Origin of the sequence: Pseudomonas sp. P9_2 (genome assembly GCF_034008255.1) — a bacterium.
GTDB classification, from domain to species: Bacteria; Pseudomonadota; Gammaproteobacteria; order Pseudomonadales; family Pseudomonadaceae; genus Aquipseudomonas; species Aquipseudomonas synxantha_A.
The window spans coordinates 2,591,260-2,605,780 of sequence record NZ_CP125376.1; the positions used below are offsets into that span (position 1 = coordinate 2,591,260).

Below are 14,521 nucleotides of genomic sequence, written 5' to 3' on the forward strand. Positions count from 1 at the left end.
GCATAACCAAATACCCGATGACCGTTCAGGGCGCTCGCGCCCTGGAAGAGGAGCACGCCCATCTGACCAAAGTCGTACGTCCAAAGCTGAGCCAGGACATCGGTACGGCCCGCGAGCTGGGTGACTTGAAGGAAAACGCCGAATACCACGCTGCTCGCGAGCAGCAGGGTATGGTCGAGGCGCGGATCCGTGATATCGAAGGCCGTATGCAGAATGCGGTGATCATCGACGTCACGACCATCCCGCATACCGGCAAGGTGATTTTCGGCACGACCGTGGAAATCGCCAACGTCGAGACTGACGAAAGCGTGACTTACCAGATCGTGGGTGAGGACGAGGCTGATTTCAAGCAAGGCAAGATCTCTGTCGGCTCGCCGATCGCTCGCGCCTTGATTGCCAAGGAAGAGGGTGACGTCGTTGCCGTGAAAACGCCGAGCGGCGTCATCGAGTACGAGATTGTCGAAGTCCGCCACATCTGAAAGACGGCGCCCGCTGCGTGCGGGCGCCATGCTTTGGCAGCTCTCTCAGATGCTTTGGGTGGGTGGCCTGTGGCTGTTGCATATGGGTGTATTACCGGTGCTGGGCCTTATTGGTCTGGCACCGTTACTGATCGATGAGATCGACAAATTGCTGAGCGCGCTACTGGTGGGTTTTGCGGCGGCGTGTGTGTTGCTCCAGGCGTTAGTGCTAGTCAAGGCTGAGGGCTTTGAGAGTTTGTGGCGGGACATTCGCGGGCAACTGCTGTTGATGTCGCTGTATGCGTGCGCGATGTTTTGCGTGGTGTATATTTGGCTGCCGCAAGCGTTGCGCTGGCAGTTATTCAGCTATCTTGTGCTAGGGTTTTCCGGTTTGGTGCTGGTCATGCAGCCGGCGCCGGGGTGGAGTGGCAGGGCGCGCGAAGCACGCCCGTGACCCTTTTCATCATTTGAAACGATGAACGTTCGACAGTTGCTTGTTGACGCTGAAGTTCTTGCGATACAGCAGCGCCATCTTGCCGATGACCTGAACCAGGTCCGCTTTGCCCACCTTGCACAGTTCTGCGACGGCGGCCAAACGCGCTTCGCGATCAAGGATATTGACCTTGATCTTGATCAGTTCGTGATCGTTCAGTGCGCGTTCAAATTCGGCTAAAACACCTTCAGTCAACCCGTTGTCTGCCACAATCAGAACTGGTTTCAGATGGTGGCCAATGGATTTGTACTGTTTCTTCTGCTCTTGAGTGAGCGGCATAATCTGACCCCTGCGTCTGATCTTGTAAAAAGCGGCGGCCAGTTTACCCGAGCGAGTCCGGGACCGCCCAGTTAATCACGACCCGTTTTATTTTTCGAGGTGGCCCGTGGCCCGTTCCAAAACCAGCCTTAAGTGGCTACAAGAACATTTCAATGATCCTTACGTCAAAAAGGCGCAAAAGGACGGCTACCGTTCCCGGGCCAGCTACAAGCTGCTGGAGATCCAGGACAAGGATAAACTGATCCGTCCGGGCATGAGCGTTATCGATCTCGGCGCGGCCCCCGGTGGCTGGTCCCAGGTGACCAGTCGTCTGATTGGTGGGCAAGGCCGATTGATCGCTTCCGACATCCTCGAGATGGACAGCATCCCGGACGTGACCTTTGTTCACGGCGACTTTACCGAAGACAAGGTATTGGCCGAGATCCTGGAGGCTGTGGGAAATTCGCAGGTAGACCTTGTGATTTCCGACATGGCCCCCAATATGAGTGGATTACCGGCTGTTGATATGCCGCGTGCCATGTTCCTGTGTGAGCTGGCGCTGGATTTGGCGGGTCGGGTATTGCGCCCGGGTGGCGATTTCCTGGTGAAGGTCTTCCAGGGCGAAGGTTTCGACGAGTACCACAAGAACATTCGCAAGTTGTTCGACAAGGTGCAGACCCGTAAACCGGACTCTTCCCGTGACCGGTCCAGGGAGCAGTATCTGCTGTGCCGTGGCTACCGCGGTGTGGAAGGCGCAGCGAGCGAAGAGCGTTTTTGAGAAATTCGAGGAGGGCGATAGGTTTTTTTATATCGCTTTCGTCACGAAGCTTTACGAATATTGTGTAGTCAAAGTTTCACAAAGGGTTACAGACGGCGCCTGCCAGAGTTGTAGGTAATGTAGTAAGTTAGGCCGGTGAATATCATGCGAAGCGCGCGCCAGTAGCGGAGCTTGCTTCAGAGGGTAGTTAATTGAACGATATGGCAAAGAATCTGATCCTGTGGTTGATCATCGCGGCTGTCCTGGTGACGGTGATGAACAACTTCTCCAGCCCTAACGAGCCACAGACCCTCAACTATTCCGACTTCATCCAGCAAGTCAAGGATGGCAAGGTCGAGCGCGTAGCGGTTGATGGCTACGTGATTACCGGTAAGCGCAACGACGGCGACAGCTTCAAGACCATTCGTCCGGCAATCCAGGACAACGGTCTGATCGGTGACCTGGTGGATAACCACGTGGTTGTCGAAGGCAAGCAGCCTGAACAGCAAAGCATCTGGACTCAGCTCCTGGTGGCAAGCTTCCCGATCCTGGTGATTATCGCCGTGTTCATGTTCTTCATGCGCCAGATGCAAGGTGGTGCGGGAGGCAAGGGCGGGCCGATGAGCTTTGGCAAGAGCAAGGCGCGCCTGCTCTCCGAGGACCAGGTCAAGACTACTCTGGCTGACGTTGCAGGTTGCGACGAAGCCAAGGAAGAAGTGGGTGAGCTGGTCGAGTTCCTGCGTGATCCGGGCAAGTTCCAGCGCCTGGGTGGTCGTATTCCTCGCGGCGTGTTGATGGTCGGTCCTCCGGGTACCGGTAAAACCTTGCTGGCCAAGGCGATTGCCGGCGAAGCCAAGGTGCCTTTCTTTACCATTTCCGGTTCTGACTTCGTCGAGATGTTCGTCGGTGTGGGCGCCAGCCGTGTTCGCGATATGTTCGAACAGGCCAAGAAGCATGCGCCGTGCATCATCTTCATCGACGAAATCGATGCCGTTGGTCGCCATCGTGGCGCTGGCATGGGCGGTGGTCATGATGAGCGTGAGCAGACCCTCAACCAGTTGCTGGTAGAGATGGATGGTTTCGAGATGAATGACGGCATTATCGTCATCGCCGCGACCAACCGTCCGGACGTACTGGACCCGGCGTTGCTTCGCCCGGGCCGTTTCGACCGTCAGGTCGTGGTTGGCCTGCCGGATATCCGCGGTCGTGAACAGATTTTGAAAGTACACATGCGCAAGGTGCCAATGGGTGACGACGTGGCTCCGGCTGTGATTGCTCGTGGTACGCCTGGCTTCTCCGGTGCCGACCTGGCCAACCTGGTCAACGAGGCTTCGTTGTTTGCTGCCCGTACCGGCAAGCGCATCGTTGAAATGAAAGAGTTCGAATTGGCAAAAGACAAGATCATGATGGGCGCTGAGCGCAAATCCATGGTCATGTCCGAGAAAGAGAAGCAGAACACGGCTTATCACGAAGCCGGTCACGCCATTGTTGGTCGCGTTGTGCCTGAGCATGACCCGGTCTACAAGGTGTCGATCATTCCTCGTGGCCGTGCGCTGGGTGTGACCATGTTCCTGCCGGAAGAGGATCGCTACAGCCTCTCCAAGCGCGCATTGATCAGCCAGATCTGTTCGCTGTATGGCGGGCGGATTGCCGAAGAGATGACCTTGGGCTTCGACGGCGTCACCACAGGTGCTTCCAATGACATCATGCGTGCCAGCCAGATTGCACGAAATATGGTGACCAAGTGGGGGTTGTCGGAAAAACTCGGTCCTTTGATGTATGCAGAGGAAGAGGGTGAGGTGTTCCTCGGTCGTGGTGGTGGCGGTCAAAGTGCCAGCTTCTCCGGTGAGACTGCCAAGCTGATCGACTCCGAAGTTCGCAGCATCATTGACCAGTGTTACGGCACGGCCAAGCAGATCCTCACCGATAACCGCGACAAGCTTGATGCCATGGCTGATGCGCTGATGAAGTACGAGACCATTGATGCCGATCAGATCGACGACATCATGGCCGGTCGTACACCGCGTGAGCCTCGCGATTGGGAAGGTGGTTCAGGTACTTCGGGTACCCCACCCGTCGTTCAGAACGAACGCCCTGAGACCCCGATCGGCGGCCCGGCAGCTGACCACTAAGGTTTGAAATGACTTCTGCTTTGTCCTCTACCCGGTTGCCTTGCGGCAACCGGGTTCTTGATTTGGCCCATACGCATGTCATGGGTATTCTCAATGTAACTCCCGATTCCTTTTCCGATGGTGGCCGTTTCAGCCAGCTGGATGCTGCGTTGCGTCATGCCGAGGCGATGGTGGCTGCCGGTGCGACCTTGATTGATGTGGGCGGCGAGTCCACTCGGCCTGGGGCTCGTGTGGTGTCCCCGTTGGAAGAGCTTGAGCGGGTAGCGCCCATTGTCGAGCGTATCGCCCGTGAGCTGGATGTGATCATTTCTGTGGACACTTCAACTCCCGCGGTAATGCGTGAAACCGCGCGTCTGGGGGCGGGGCTTATCAATGATGTGCGTTCGTTGCGGCGTGACGGTGCTCTCGATGCCGCTGCAGCGACCGGCCTGCCGGTGTGCCTGATGCATATGCTGGGTGAGCCCGGTAACATGCAGGACAGTCCTCACTACGACAACCTGGTCGGCGAGGTCACTGGGTTCCTGGCAGACAGGATCGCTCAGTGTGTCGAGGCGGGCATCGCGTGCGAAAAGATCATCCTTGACCCGGGGTTTGGCTTCGCCAAGACCCTGCAACATAATTTAAGCCTGTTCAAGCATATGGAGGCGCTGCATGCCCTTGGTCGGCCGCTGCTGGTCGGTGTGTCGCGCAAGAGCATGATAGGGCTGGCCTTGAATCGCCCGGTGGGTGAGCGCTTGTACGGCGGCCTCGCCCTTGCAGCGCTTGCCGTGACCAAGGGCGCTCGTATTTTGCGTGTGCATGATGTCGCCGAGACGGTGGATGTGGTGCGCATGATTGCCGCTGTAGAATCAGCCGAATAAGAATGATGGAGCACTTATGACTAAAAAATACTTTGGCACCGACGGCATCCGTGGTCGGGTTGGCGAGTTTCCGATTACCCCTGATTTCATGCTCAAGTTGGGTTGGGCGGCAGGCATGGCGTTCCGCAGCATGGGGGCGTGCCGGATCCTGGTTGGCAAGGACACCCGTATTTCGGGTTATATGTTTGAATCCGCGCTTGAGGCAGGCTTATCTGCTGCCGGCGCCGACGTAATGCTGTTGGGGCCCATGCCGACGCCGGCGATCGCTTACCTGACGCGTACCTTTCACGCTGAAGCCGGTATTGTGATCAGTGCGTCGCACAACCCGCATGACGACAATGGCATCAAGTTCTTCTCGGGGCAGGGTACCAAGTTGCCTGACGAGATCGAGTTGATGATCGAAGAGCTGCTGGATGCGCCGATGACGGTGGTTGAATCCAGCAAGCTGGGCAAGGTGTCGCGTATCAATGATGCGTCCGGCCGTTATATCGAATTCTGCAAAAGCAGCGTGCCGAGCAGTACCAATTTTGCCGGGCTGAAGATCGTTGTCGATTGCGCCCATGGTGCGACCTACAAGGTAGCGCCAAGTGTTTTCAAGGAGCTGGGAGCGCAGGTCACCGTGCTGTCGGCTCAGCCTAACGGGTTGAACATCAACGACAACTGCGGCTCCACGCACATGGAGCAACTGCAGGCGGCGGTTCTGGCCGAACATGCGGACCTGGGTATCGCGTTCGATGGCGACGGCGATCGTGTGCTGATGGTGGATCACACCGGCATGATTGTGGATGGTGATGATTTGCTGTTCATCATTGCCCGTGATCTGCATGAGCGTAACAAGCTGCAGGGCGGCGTTGTGGGTACCCTCATGAGCAACCTGGGGCTTGAGTTGGCATTGGCGGAGTTGGGTATTCCGTTTATCCGCGCCAATGTCGGCGACCGTTATGTGATCGCCGAGCTTCTGGAGCGTAACTGGCTGGTAGGCGGCGAGAACTCGGGACACGTCGTATGCTTCCAGCATACGACTACGGGCGACGCCATCATCGCTGCGCTGCAGGTGCTTCTGGCCTTGCGTCGTCGTGACGAGAGCCTGGCGCAGGCGCGTCAGGCCCTGCGCAAGTGTCCGCAGGTGCTGCTCAATGTGCGTTTTGCCGGTGGTGAAAATCCAATCGAGCACCCTGCCGTCAAAGAGGCTTGTGAGCGTGTTACCCAGGCAATGGCCGGGCGTGGGCGTGTGTTGTTGCGCAAGTCGGGCACTGAGCCTCTGGTGCGTGTCATGGTCGAAGGCGAGGACGAAACCCAGGTTCGCGGCCATGCCGAAGACCTGGCAAAACTGGTAACTGAAGTTTGCGCCTGAATTCGGCTTGCCAGTGATGGTGTGGTTGGGTAACATCTGCGCCCACTTTGACCGACGGGGTACAGCATGCGTCGCACTATGGTAGCTGGTAACTGGAAGATGCACGGTACCCGCGCCAGTGTCGCTGAGCTGATCAATGGCCTTCGTCACTTGGCCTTGCCTAGCGGTGTTGATGTCGCGGTTTTCCCGCCTTGCTTGCATATCAACCAAGTGGTTGATGGCTTGAAGGGCAAGTCGATCCAGGTCGGCGCGCAGAATTCTGCGGTGGAGCCCATGCAAGGCGCATTGACCGGTGAGATTTCGCCGAGTCAGTTGGTTGATGCAGGGTGTGCCTATGTACTTGTCGGGCACTCCGAGCGCCGTCAGATGATGGGCGAGCGGGATGCGACGCTCAACCGCAAGTTCGCCGCGGCACAGGCTTGTGGCTTGGTTCCGGTGTTGTGCATAGGGGAGACCCTTGAGCAGCGCGAATCAGGCAAGACTCTTGAAGTTGTCTCGCGTCAGCTGGGCAGCATCATCGAGGAGCTGGGTGTTGGGGCGTTTGCAAAGGCGGTTATTGCTTACGAGCCGGTCTGGGCCATTGGCACCGGACTGACTGCTACACCGCAACAGGCGCAGGATGTGCACGCAGCCATCCGCGCGCAGTTGGCGGCAGAGAATTCTGAAGTCGCGCAAGGTGTGCGGCTTCTATACGGCGGCAGCGTGAAGGCGGCCAATGCGGTCGAACTGTTCGGCATGCCGGATATCGATGGGGGGCTCATTGGTGGAGCCTCCCTGAATGCAGATGAGTTCGGTGCGATCTGTCGCGCCGCGGGAAACTGAAAAAATGCTGGAAACAGTCGTAGTCGTTTTTCATCTGTTGGCTGCCCTGAGCGTAGTTGCTCTGGTTTTGTTGCAACAGGGTAAAGGTGCGGATGCTGGTGCGTCTTTCGGTGCAGGTGCTTCAAATACTGTGTTCGGAAGCCAAGGTTCCTCTACCTTTCTTAGTAAGTTTACTGCTATACTTGCCGCAGGTTTCTTCATAACCAGCTTAGGGTTAGGTTACTTTGCTAAAGAGAAAGCTCATGTGCTGACTCAGGTAGGTTTGCCAAACCCAGCAGTGTTGGAAGTTCCAAAAGCAAAACCGGCTTCTGATGATGTCCCGGTGCTTCAAGAGCAAAAGTCGGCTACTCCAGCGACTGACGTACCTCCAGCTCAAGAGCAGAAGTAAGAAGGGTTGTAAGCGCTGTATTGCCGAGGTGGTGGAATTGGTAGACACGCAACCTTGAGGTGGTTGTGCCCATAGGGTGTAGGGGTTCGAGTCCCCTTCTCGGTACCAATTATCAGGAGAGCCCGCTGTTGCGGGCTTTCTTGTAGGTGGAAGGTTACATTGACCCTGTAAGGGATCGGTCGTATACTTCCGCCCCAGCTTTGTCGCGGGGTGGAGCAGTCTGGTAGCTCGTCGGGCTCATAACCCGAAGGTCGTCGGTTCAAATCCGGCCCCCGCAACCAGTTTTAGCGGAGCCCCTTTTAAGGGGCTTTTTGTTAGCTGGACACTTTCAACGCCGCTGTTCGACGGCGTTTCAAGGATGGGCGTTTCGCCCATTTTTTTATTTTGCACAGCATGCACATACATGCACGAGGGGGTTCAGGTGTCGAGCAAGCTAGAAGAGTTGCAGGCCTTGCTGGCCCCGGTGGTCGTGGCCCTAGGCTATGAATGCTGGGGTATTGAGTTTTCGGCTCAAGGTCGCCACTCAATGTTGCGCGTTTATATCGATAAAGAGGGCGGCGTGCTGGTGGACGATTGTGCCATTGTCAGCCGTCAGATCAGCGGTGTGCTGGATGTTGAAGATCCGATTTCCGTTGAATACACCCTTGAAGTTTCCTCGCCAGGCATGGAACGCCCACTGTTCACTATTGATCAGTTTGCAAAATTTGCCGGTGAACAAGTGAAGATCAAGCTGCGTTCGCCCTTCGAAGGGCGACGCAACTTTCAGGGCCTTCTGCGCGGTGTAGAAGAACAGGATGTCGTGGTGCAGGTAGAAGACCATGAGTTCCTGTTGCCGATCGATATGATCGACAAGGCCAACATTATTCCCAGTTTTGACTGAGACGCGGATCCCGCGGATCCAATGGCTTGCGAAAGGCGAGGCGTACGATGAGCAAAGAAGTACTGCTGGTTGTTGAGTCGGTATCCAATGAAAAGGGCGTACCGGCAAACGTGATTTTTGAAGCGCTGGAGCTGGCCCTGGCCACTGCTACCAAAAAGCGTTTTGAAGACGAAGTTGATCTGCGTGTGGAAATCAACCGCCACACCGGTGCCTATGAGACTTTCCGTCGCTGGACGGTCGTCGAAGAAGCCGATCTTGATGATCCGGCCATCGAAACCTGGCCGAGCAAGGTTGCGCAAACGCACCCGGGCGCCCAGGTCGGTGATGTCGTCGAAGAAAAGATCGAATCGATCGAATTCGGCCGTATTGCTGCACAGACCGCCAAGCAGGTCATCGTGCAGAAGGTTCGTGAAGCCGAGCGCGCTCAAGTCGTTGACGCTTATCGCGAGCGCCTGGGTGAAATCATCTCCGGCACCGTGAAAAAAGTTACCCGCGACAATGTGATCGTCGACCTGGGCAACAACGCCGAAGCGTTGCTGGCCCGCGAAGACATCATCTCTCGCGAAACCTTCCGTGTCGGCGTGCGTCTGCGTGCGCTGCTCAAGGAAATCCGCACCGAGAACCGCGGTCCTCAGCTGATCCTGTCGCGTACCGCGCCGGAAATGCTGATCGAGCTGTTCCGCATCGAAGTGCCGGAAATTGCCGAAGGTCTGATCGAAGTCATGGCTGCGTCCCGCGATCCGGGTTCGCGTGCCAAGATCGCGGTTCGCTCCAAGGACAAACGCATCGACCCGCAAGGCGCTTGCATCGGTATGCGCGGTTCGCGCGTCCAGGCAGTGTCGGGCGAATTGGGCGGTGAGCGTGTGGATATCGTCCTGTGGGACGATAACCCGGCGCAGTTCGTGATCAACGCCATGTCGCCGGCTGAAGTGGCGGCAATTATCGTTGACGAAGATGCCCATGCAATGGACATCGCCGTTGGCGCAGACAATCTGGCTCAGGCCATTGGTCGTGGTGGTCAGAACGTGCGTCTGGCCAGCCAACTGACCGGCTGGACCCTGAACGTGATGACCGAATCGGACATCCAGGCTAAGCAGCAAGCTGAAACCGGTGACATCCTGCGCAACTTCATCGAAGAGTTGGAAGTCGATGAAGACCTGGCACAGGTACTGGTAGATGAAGGCTTCACCAGCCTGGAAGAGATTGCCTACGTACCGTTGGAAGAAATGCTCAACATCGACGGCTTTGACGAAGACACCGTCAACGAGCTTCGCGCTCGGGCCAAGGATCGTTTGTTGACTAAAGCCATCGCTACTGAGGAAAAGCTGGCAGACGCCCATCCGGCCGAAGACCTGCTCTCGCTTGAGGGTATGGACAAGGATTTGGCGATGGAACTGGCGGTGCGCGGCGTAATTACCCGCGAAGACCTGGCCGAGCAGTCTATTGACGATCTGCTCGACATCGACGGCATTGACGAAGATCGTGCCGGCAAGTTGATCATGGCCGCCCGAGCCCATTGGTTCGAGTAATTAGGCGCGGCCTGAGGAGAGAAGTGCATGACGCAAGTCACGGTGAAACAACTGGCCGATGAGGTCAAAACACCGGTAGAGCGCCTGTTGCAGCAGATGCGTGAGGCAGGTCTGCCGCACACCGCCGCCGATGAAGGTGTGAGCGATAGTGAGAAGCAGTCTTTGCTGACTCACTTGAAGAGCAGCCACAAGGCGAAAGTGGAAGAACCGCGCAAGATTACATTGCAGCGCAAAACCACCAGCACCCTGCGTGTTGCGGGTAGCAAGAGCATCAGCGTAGAAGTACGCAAGAAGAAAGTCTTCGTACAGCGCAGCCCGGAAGAAATCGAAGCCGAGCGCAAACGCGAGCTGGATGAACGTCGCGCAGTAGAAAATGCTGCTCGCCAGAAGGCTGAAGAAGAAGCCAAGCGTCGCGCCGAAGAAGAAGCGCGTCGCCAGCCTGCTGCTGCGCAACCTGCCAACACTGAAGCGGTTGCCGCTCCTGTTGAAGCTGTGCGTGAGGCCGTCCCGGTTGCTGCTGCGCCTGCTCCTGCAGCCGACGCCCGCAAGCGCGACGAACCTCGTCGTCCGGACAAACCACGTGCCGACGATAACAATCGTCGCGGTGGTGGTGGCGATGGCGAGCGCAAAAACGCTCCGCATCGTGCCTCGGTCAAAGAGAAAGCGCCTGCTCCACGCGTTGCCCCACGTACTACCGACGAAGAAAGCGATGGCTTCCGTCGTGGTGGTCGCGGCAAGGCCAAGCTGAAAAAACGCAACGCCCACGGTTTCCAGAGCCCAACCGGCCCTGTCGTGCGTGAAGTGAAGATCGGCGAGACCATCACTGTGGGCGATCTGGCCCAGCAGATGTCGGTCAAGGCTGCTGAAATCATCAAGTTCATGTTCAAGCTGGGCACCCCGGCCACCATCAACCAAGTACTGGATCAGGAAACTGCCCAGTTGGTTGCTGAAGAGCTGGGCCACAAAGTGACCCTGGTCAGCGACACTGCCCTGGAAGATTCCCTGGCCGAGTCCCTGAAGTTTGAAGGCGAGGCAGTTTCCCGTGCGCCGGTTGTGACCGTAATGGGCCACGTTGACCACGGTAAAACTTCCCTGCTCGACTACATCCGTCGTGCCAAGGTTGCCGCAGGCGAAGCCGGTGGTATTACCCAGCACATCGGTGCATACCACGTTGAAACCGAACGCGGCATGGTCACCTTCCTCGACACTCCAGGTCACGCCGCGTTTACCGCAATGCGTGCCCGTGGTGCCAAGGCGACCGACATCGTGATCCTGGTGGTTGCAGCGGACGACGGCGTAATGCCGCAGACCATTGAAGCTGTCCAGCACGCCAAGGCTGCCGGTGTTCCTCTGGTTGTAGCCGTGAACAAAATCGACAAGCCGGGCGCCGATCTCGATCGCATCCGTAGCGAACTGTCGGTTCACGGCGTGACATCCGAGGAATGGGGTGGCGAGACGCCATTCGTATCGGTCTCGGCGAAAATGGGTACCGGCGTTGACGAACTGCTCGAAGCGGTCCTGTTGCAAGCTGAAGTCCTGGAATTGACTGCTACGCCTTCGGCTCCTGGCCGTGGTGTAGTGGTTGAATCGCGCCTCGACAAGGGCCGTGGCCCGGTCGCGACCGTGCTGGTTCAAGACGGTACCCTGCGCCAAGGCGACATGGTGCTGGTCGGTTCGAACTACGGCCGTGTACGTGCCATGCTCGACGAGAACGGCAAGCCAATCAAGGAAGCAGGTCCTGCTATCCCGGTCGAGATCCTCGGCCTGGACGGTACGCCGGACGCTGGCGACGAGATGAGCGTAGTTGCCGACGAGAAGAAAGCCCGTGAAGTGGCTCTGTTCCGTCAAGGCAAGTTCCGCGAAGTCAAGCTGGCCCGTGCTCACGCCGGCAAGCTGGAAAACATCTTCGAGAACATGGGCCAGGAAGAGAAGAAGACGCTTAACATCGTCCTCAAATCCGACGTCCGTGGTTCCCTCGAAGCGTTGAACGGCGCCTTGAACGGCCTGGGTAACGACGAAGTGCAAGTGCGTGTTGTCGGTGGCGGTGTCGGTGGTATCACCGAATCCGACGCCAACCTGGCACTGGCTTCCAACGCTGTACTGTTCGGCTTCAACGTGCGTGCCGATGCTGGCGCTCGCAAGATCGTCGAGCAGGAAGGCCTGGACATGCGTTACTACAACGTCATCTACGACATCATCGAAGACGTCAAGAAAGCCCTTACCGGTATGCTTGGCAGCGACGTCCGGGAGAACATCCTGGGTATCGCCGAGGTGCGTGATGTGTTCCGCTCGCCGAAATTCGGCGCGATCGCCGGTTGCATGGTTGTCGAAGGCACCGTGTACCGTAACCGTCCGATCCGTGTACTGCGTGAAGACATCGTTATCTTCGAAGGCGAGCTGGAATCCCTGCGCCGCTTCAAGGATGACGCTGCCGAAGTACGTGCCGGCATGGAATGCGGTATCGGCGTCAAGAGCTACAACGACGTCAAGGTTGGCGACAAGATCGAAGTCTTCGAGAAGGTTCAGGTTGCTCGCAGCCTCTAACTCGCGCACTTCAGGAGCCACACAGCGCGTGGGCATGTACTTGCCCCGCGCCGTGTCCGGACTCTAAACGCAACGCCCGGTCTGGCTTTTGTCAGGCCGGGCGTTTGCCGCTTTCAGACCCCACGGGTTTCACCGTGTGGCAGTAACAGGTAACAAGACATGGCAAAAGAATACAGCCGTACCCAGCGTATCGGCGATCAGATGCAGCGTGAGCTGGCTCAACTGATCCGTCGCGAAGTTAAAGACCCGCGCGTTGGCCTGGTCACCATCACCGCCGTTGAAGTGAGCCGTGACGTGGGTCATGCCAAAATCTTCATCACCGTGATGGGGCAGGACAACAGCGAAGAAATCGCGCAAAGCATCAAGGTGCTCAACTCCGCCGCAGGTTTCCTGCGGATGCAGTTGGCCCGCGAAATGAAGCTGCGCAGCGTTCCGCAGTTGCACTTCCATTACGACGAAAGCGTCGTGCGTGGCGCGCACCTCTCGGCCTTGATCGAGCGCGCCGTGGCTGAAGACAGCCAGCATCCGTCCACACCTGAAGACGCCAAGGAGTAAGCGGTGGCTCAGGTCAAACGTATCCGTCGCAACGTCAGTGGCATCATTCTGCTCGACAAGCCCATTGGTTTCACCTCCAATGCAGCGCTGCAGAAGGTCCGCTGGCTGCTTAACGCCGAGAAGGCGGGACACACCGGCAGCCTGGATCCACTGGCCACCGGCGTTCTGCCGTTGTGCTTTGGTGAGGCCACCAAGTTCTCGCAGTACCTGCTTGATTCAGACAAGGGTTATGAAACCCTCATGCAACTGGGCAAGACAACCACCACGGCAGACGCCGAAGGTGATGTTTTGCAGGTTCGCGACGTGACCGTTGGTCGTGCGGATATCGAAGCTGCATTACCTGCTTTTCGTGGGCAAATCAGTCAGATACCGCCGATGTACTCGGCGCTCAAGCGGGATGGGCAACCTCTTTATAAGCTGGCACGTGCGGGCGAAGTGGTGGAGCGCGAACCGCGTTCTGTTACTATTGCCCGGCTGGAATTGCTCGCTTGTGAAGGTGACACTGCTCGATTGGCGGTGGACTGCAGCAAAGGCACCTATATCCGTACCCTCGTGGAAGATATTGGTGAGAAGCTGGGCTGCGGTGCTTATGTAGCTGAACTGCGACGTACCCAGGCCGGCCCTTTCACCCTGGCCCAGACGGTCACGCTGGAAGAGCTGGAAGCGGTGCACGCCGAAGGCGGCAACGAAGCGGTTGATCGCTTCCTGATGCCATCGGACAGCGGTTTGCTGGATTGGCCATTGCTGCACTTCTCGGAGCACAGCGCGTTCTACTGGCTCAACGGCCAGCCGGTACGCGCCCCGGATGCCCCGAAGTTCGGCATGGTGCGAGTACAGGATCATAACGGTCGCTTTATCGGTATCGGTGAAGTGAGCGAAGACGGGCGCATCGCGCCGCGTCGACTGATTCGGTCAGAATGACCGAACGAGGGTGGCTGTTAATAGGCATGGTCACTTCTCATTTATAGATACGGGGGTATGCCCTCGGCCTATTGAGATCACCCCTTGGGTGGTTTCCTGAAAAAAGGATTGCCTCATGGCTCTCGACGTTCAAGAAAAAGCACAAATCGTAGCTGACTATCAGCAAGCTGTTGGTGACACTGGTTCGCCAGAAGTGCAAGTTGCACTGCTGACCCACAACATCAACAAACTGCAAGGTCACTTCAAGGCCAACGGTAAAGACCACCACTCCCGTCGTGGTCTGATCCGCATGGTAAACCAGCGCCGTAAGCTGCTGGACTACCTGAAAGGCAAGGATCTGGGTCGTTATCAGGCTCTGATCGGTCGCCTGGGTCTGCGTCGCTAATCAGCGATTGCGCTAGAGGTTGGTTGTCTGCCGTGTGCCAGTGGGATTCCCGCTGGCCCATGGTAGGCTCCCAGCCTCAAGTTTTATCTGGATACACGTTTTACCCTGGACGAGGGTCGGGCCGATTCCCGACATTGCCCAAGAATTTCGCAAGAAGACAAGTTCCCCCAAGAGCCACAAAGAAG

General features: G+C 57.4%; 15 protein-coding genes and 2 tRNA genes. 16 read left to right on the forward strand and 1 reads right to left on the reverse strand.

Features of this window, described 5'->3' with window-relative positions:
- Positions 1-2: 2 nt before the first annotated feature.
- Positions 3-479, forward strand: coding sequence for a transcription elongation factor GreA (gene greA / locus QMK52_RS11555; RefSeq protein ID WP_032873232.1), 477 nt, complete (start codon positions 3-5; stop codon positions 477-479).
- 28 nt (positions 480-507) lie between these two features.
- Entirely contained in the window at positions 508-912 is a 405-nt protein-coding gene (locus tag QMK52_RS11560) for a hypothetical protein (RefSeq protein ID WP_005791492.1), read from the forward strand.
- A gap of 9 nt (positions 913-921) precedes the next feature.
- On the opposite strand, the gene QMK52_RS11565 is transcribed toward QMK52_RS11560, so the two are convergent.
- Positions 922-1,230, reverse strand: a complete 309-nt coding sequence (locus QMK52_RS11565) for a YhbY family RNA-binding protein (protein WP_003176146.1) — start codon at positions 1,228-1,230, stop codon at positions 922-924.
- Positions 1,231-1,336: 106 nt separating this feature from the next.
- Here QMK52_RS11565 and rlmE point away from each other — a divergent pair, with 106 nt between their 5' ends.
- From rlmE to rpsO, 14 genes are all read left to right on the forward strand, one after another.
- The gene (rlmE, locus tag QMK52_RS11570) at positions 1,337-1,987 is read left to right on the forward strand and encodes a 23S rRNA (uridine(2552)-2'-O)-methyltransferase RlmE (RefSeq protein WP_003194199.1); all 651 of its coding nucleotides are present in this window, start codon (positions 1,337-1,339) and stop codon (positions 1,985-1,987) included.
- Between the two features lie 200 nt (positions 1,988-2,187).
- Positions 2,188-4,098, forward strand: coding sequence for an ATP-dependent zinc metalloprotease FtsH (ftsH, locus tag QMK52_RS11575; protein ID WP_032803717.1), 1,911 nt, complete (start codon positions 2,188-2,190; stop codon positions 4,096-4,098).
- An 8-nt stretch (positions 4,099-4,106) separates the two neighbouring features.
- Positions 4,107-4,958, forward strand: a complete 852-nt coding sequence (folP, locus tag QMK52_RS11580) for a dihydropteroate synthase (protein ID WP_005791487.1) — start codon at positions 4,107-4,109, stop codon at positions 4,956-4,958.
- Between the two features lie 16 nt (positions 4,959-4,974).
- Positions 4,975-6,312 (forward strand): phosphoglucosamine mutase, encoded by a 1,338-nt coding sequence (gene glmM / locus QMK52_RS11585; RefSeq protein WP_005791485.1) that lies wholly within the window; start codon positions 4,975-4,977, stop codon positions 6,310-6,312.
- A gap of 66 nt (positions 6,313-6,378) precedes the next feature.
- Positions 6,379-7,134 carry a triose-phosphate isomerase gene (gene tpiA / locus QMK52_RS11590; protein ID WP_005791483.1) on the forward strand — a complete coding sequence of 252 codons (756 nt, stop codon included), beginning with the start codon at positions 6,379-6,381 and terminating at the stop codon, positions 7,132-7,134.
- 4 nt (positions 7,135-7,138) lie between these two features.
- Positions 7,139-7,522 (forward strand): preprotein translocase subunit SecG, encoded by a 384-nt coding sequence (gene secG / locus QMK52_RS11595; RefSeq protein WP_003194191.1) that lies wholly within the window; start codon positions 7,139-7,141, stop codon positions 7,520-7,522.
- A gap of 22 nt (positions 7,523-7,544) precedes the next feature.
- Positions 7,545-7,630: transfer RNA gene (locus tag QMK52_RS11600), tRNA-Leu, on the forward strand.
- Between the two features lie 96 nt (positions 7,631-7,726).
- Positions 7,727-7,803, forward strand: a tRNA-Met gene (locus tag QMK52_RS11605).
- A 140-nt stretch (positions 7,804-7,943) separates the two neighbouring features.
- Positions 7,944-8,402, forward strand: a complete 459-nt coding sequence (rimP, locus tag QMK52_RS11610) for a ribosome maturation factor RimP (RefSeq protein ID WP_003235029.1) — start codon at positions 7,944-7,946, stop codon at positions 8,400-8,402.
- A 47-nt stretch (positions 8,403-8,449) separates the two neighbouring features.
- Positions 8,450-9,931, forward strand: a complete 1,482-nt coding sequence (nusA, locus tag QMK52_RS11615) for a transcription termination factor NusA (protein ID WP_005791481.1) — start codon at positions 8,450-8,452, stop codon at positions 9,929-9,931.
- Positions 9,932-9,958: 27 nt separating this feature from the next.
- Positions 9,959-12,475: a translation initiation factor IF-2 gene (infB, locus tag QMK52_RS11620; protein WP_320404110.1), complete on the forward strand. Its 2,517-nt coding sequence runs from the start codon at positions 9,959-9,961 to the stop codon at positions 12,473-12,475.
- A gap of 159 nt (positions 12,476-12,634) precedes the next feature.
- On the forward strand, positions 12,635-13,030 hold the full coding sequence (gene rbfA / locus QMK52_RS11625) for a 30S ribosome-binding factor RbfA (RefSeq protein WP_003176137.1): 396 nt from the start codon (positions 12,635-12,637) through the stop codon (positions 13,028-13,030).
- 3 nt (positions 13,031-13,033) lie between these two features.
- Positions 13,034-13,951: a tRNA pseudouridine(55) synthase TruB gene (gene truB, locus QMK52_RS11630; RefSeq protein WP_005791476.1), complete on the forward strand. Its 918-nt coding sequence runs from the start codon at positions 13,034-13,036 to the stop codon at positions 13,949-13,951.
- A gap of 115 nt (positions 13,952-14,066) precedes the next feature.
- On the forward strand, positions 14,067-14,336 hold the full coding sequence (gene rpsO, locus QMK52_RS11635) for a 30S ribosomal protein S15 (RefSeq protein WP_003176135.1): 270 nt from the start codon (positions 14,067-14,069) through the stop codon (positions 14,334-14,336).
- The last annotated feature ends 185 nt before the right edge of the window (positions 14,337-14,521 follow it).

What these genes read in the sequence shown, in the direction of transcription:
- nusA (WP_005791481.1), top strand. Translation starts at nt 8,450, where the DNA reads ATGAGCAAAGAAGTACTGCTGGTTGTTGAGTCGGTATCCAATGAAAAG.
- QMK52_RS11560 (WP_005791492.1), top strand. Translation starts at nt 508, where the DNA reads ATGCTTTGGCAGCTCTCTCAGATGCTTTGGGTGGGTGGCCTGTGGCTG.
- rbfA (WP_003176137.1), top strand. Translation starts at nt 12,635, where the DNA reads ATGGCAAAAGAATACAGCCGTACCCAGCGTATCGGCGATCAGATGCAG.
- folP (WP_005791487.1), top strand. Translation starts at nt 4,107, where the DNA reads ATGACTTCTGCTTTGTCCTCTACCCGGTTGCCTTGCGGCAACCGGGTT.
- tpiA (WP_005791483.1), top strand. Translation starts at nt 6,379, where the DNA reads ATGCGTCGCACTATGGTAGCTGGTAACTGGAAGATGCACGGTACCCGC.
- glmM (WP_005791485.1), top strand. Translation starts at nt 4,975, where the DNA reads ATGACTAAAAAATACTTTGGCACCGACGGCATCCGTGGTCGGGTTGGC.
- ftsH (WP_032803717.1), top strand. Translation starts at nt 2,188, where the DNA reads ATGGCAAAGAATCTGATCCTGTGGTTGATCATCGCGGCTGTCCTGGTG.
- QMK52_RS11565 (WP_003176146.1), bottom strand. Translation starts at nt 1,230, where the DNA reads ATGCCGCTCACTCAAGAGCAGAAGAAACAGTACAAATCCATTGGCCAC.
- infB (WP_320404110.1), top strand. Translation starts at nt 9,959, where the DNA reads ATGACGCAAGTCACGGTGAAACAACTGGCCGATGAGGTCAAAACACCG.
- rpsO (WP_003176135.1), top strand. Translation starts at nt 14,067, where the DNA reads ATGGCTCTCGACGTTCAAGAAAAAGCACAAATCGTAGCTGACTATCAG.
- secG (WP_003194191.1), top strand. Translation starts at nt 7,139, where the DNA reads ATGCTGGAAACAGTCGTAGTCGTTTTTCATCTGTTGGCTGCCCTGAGC.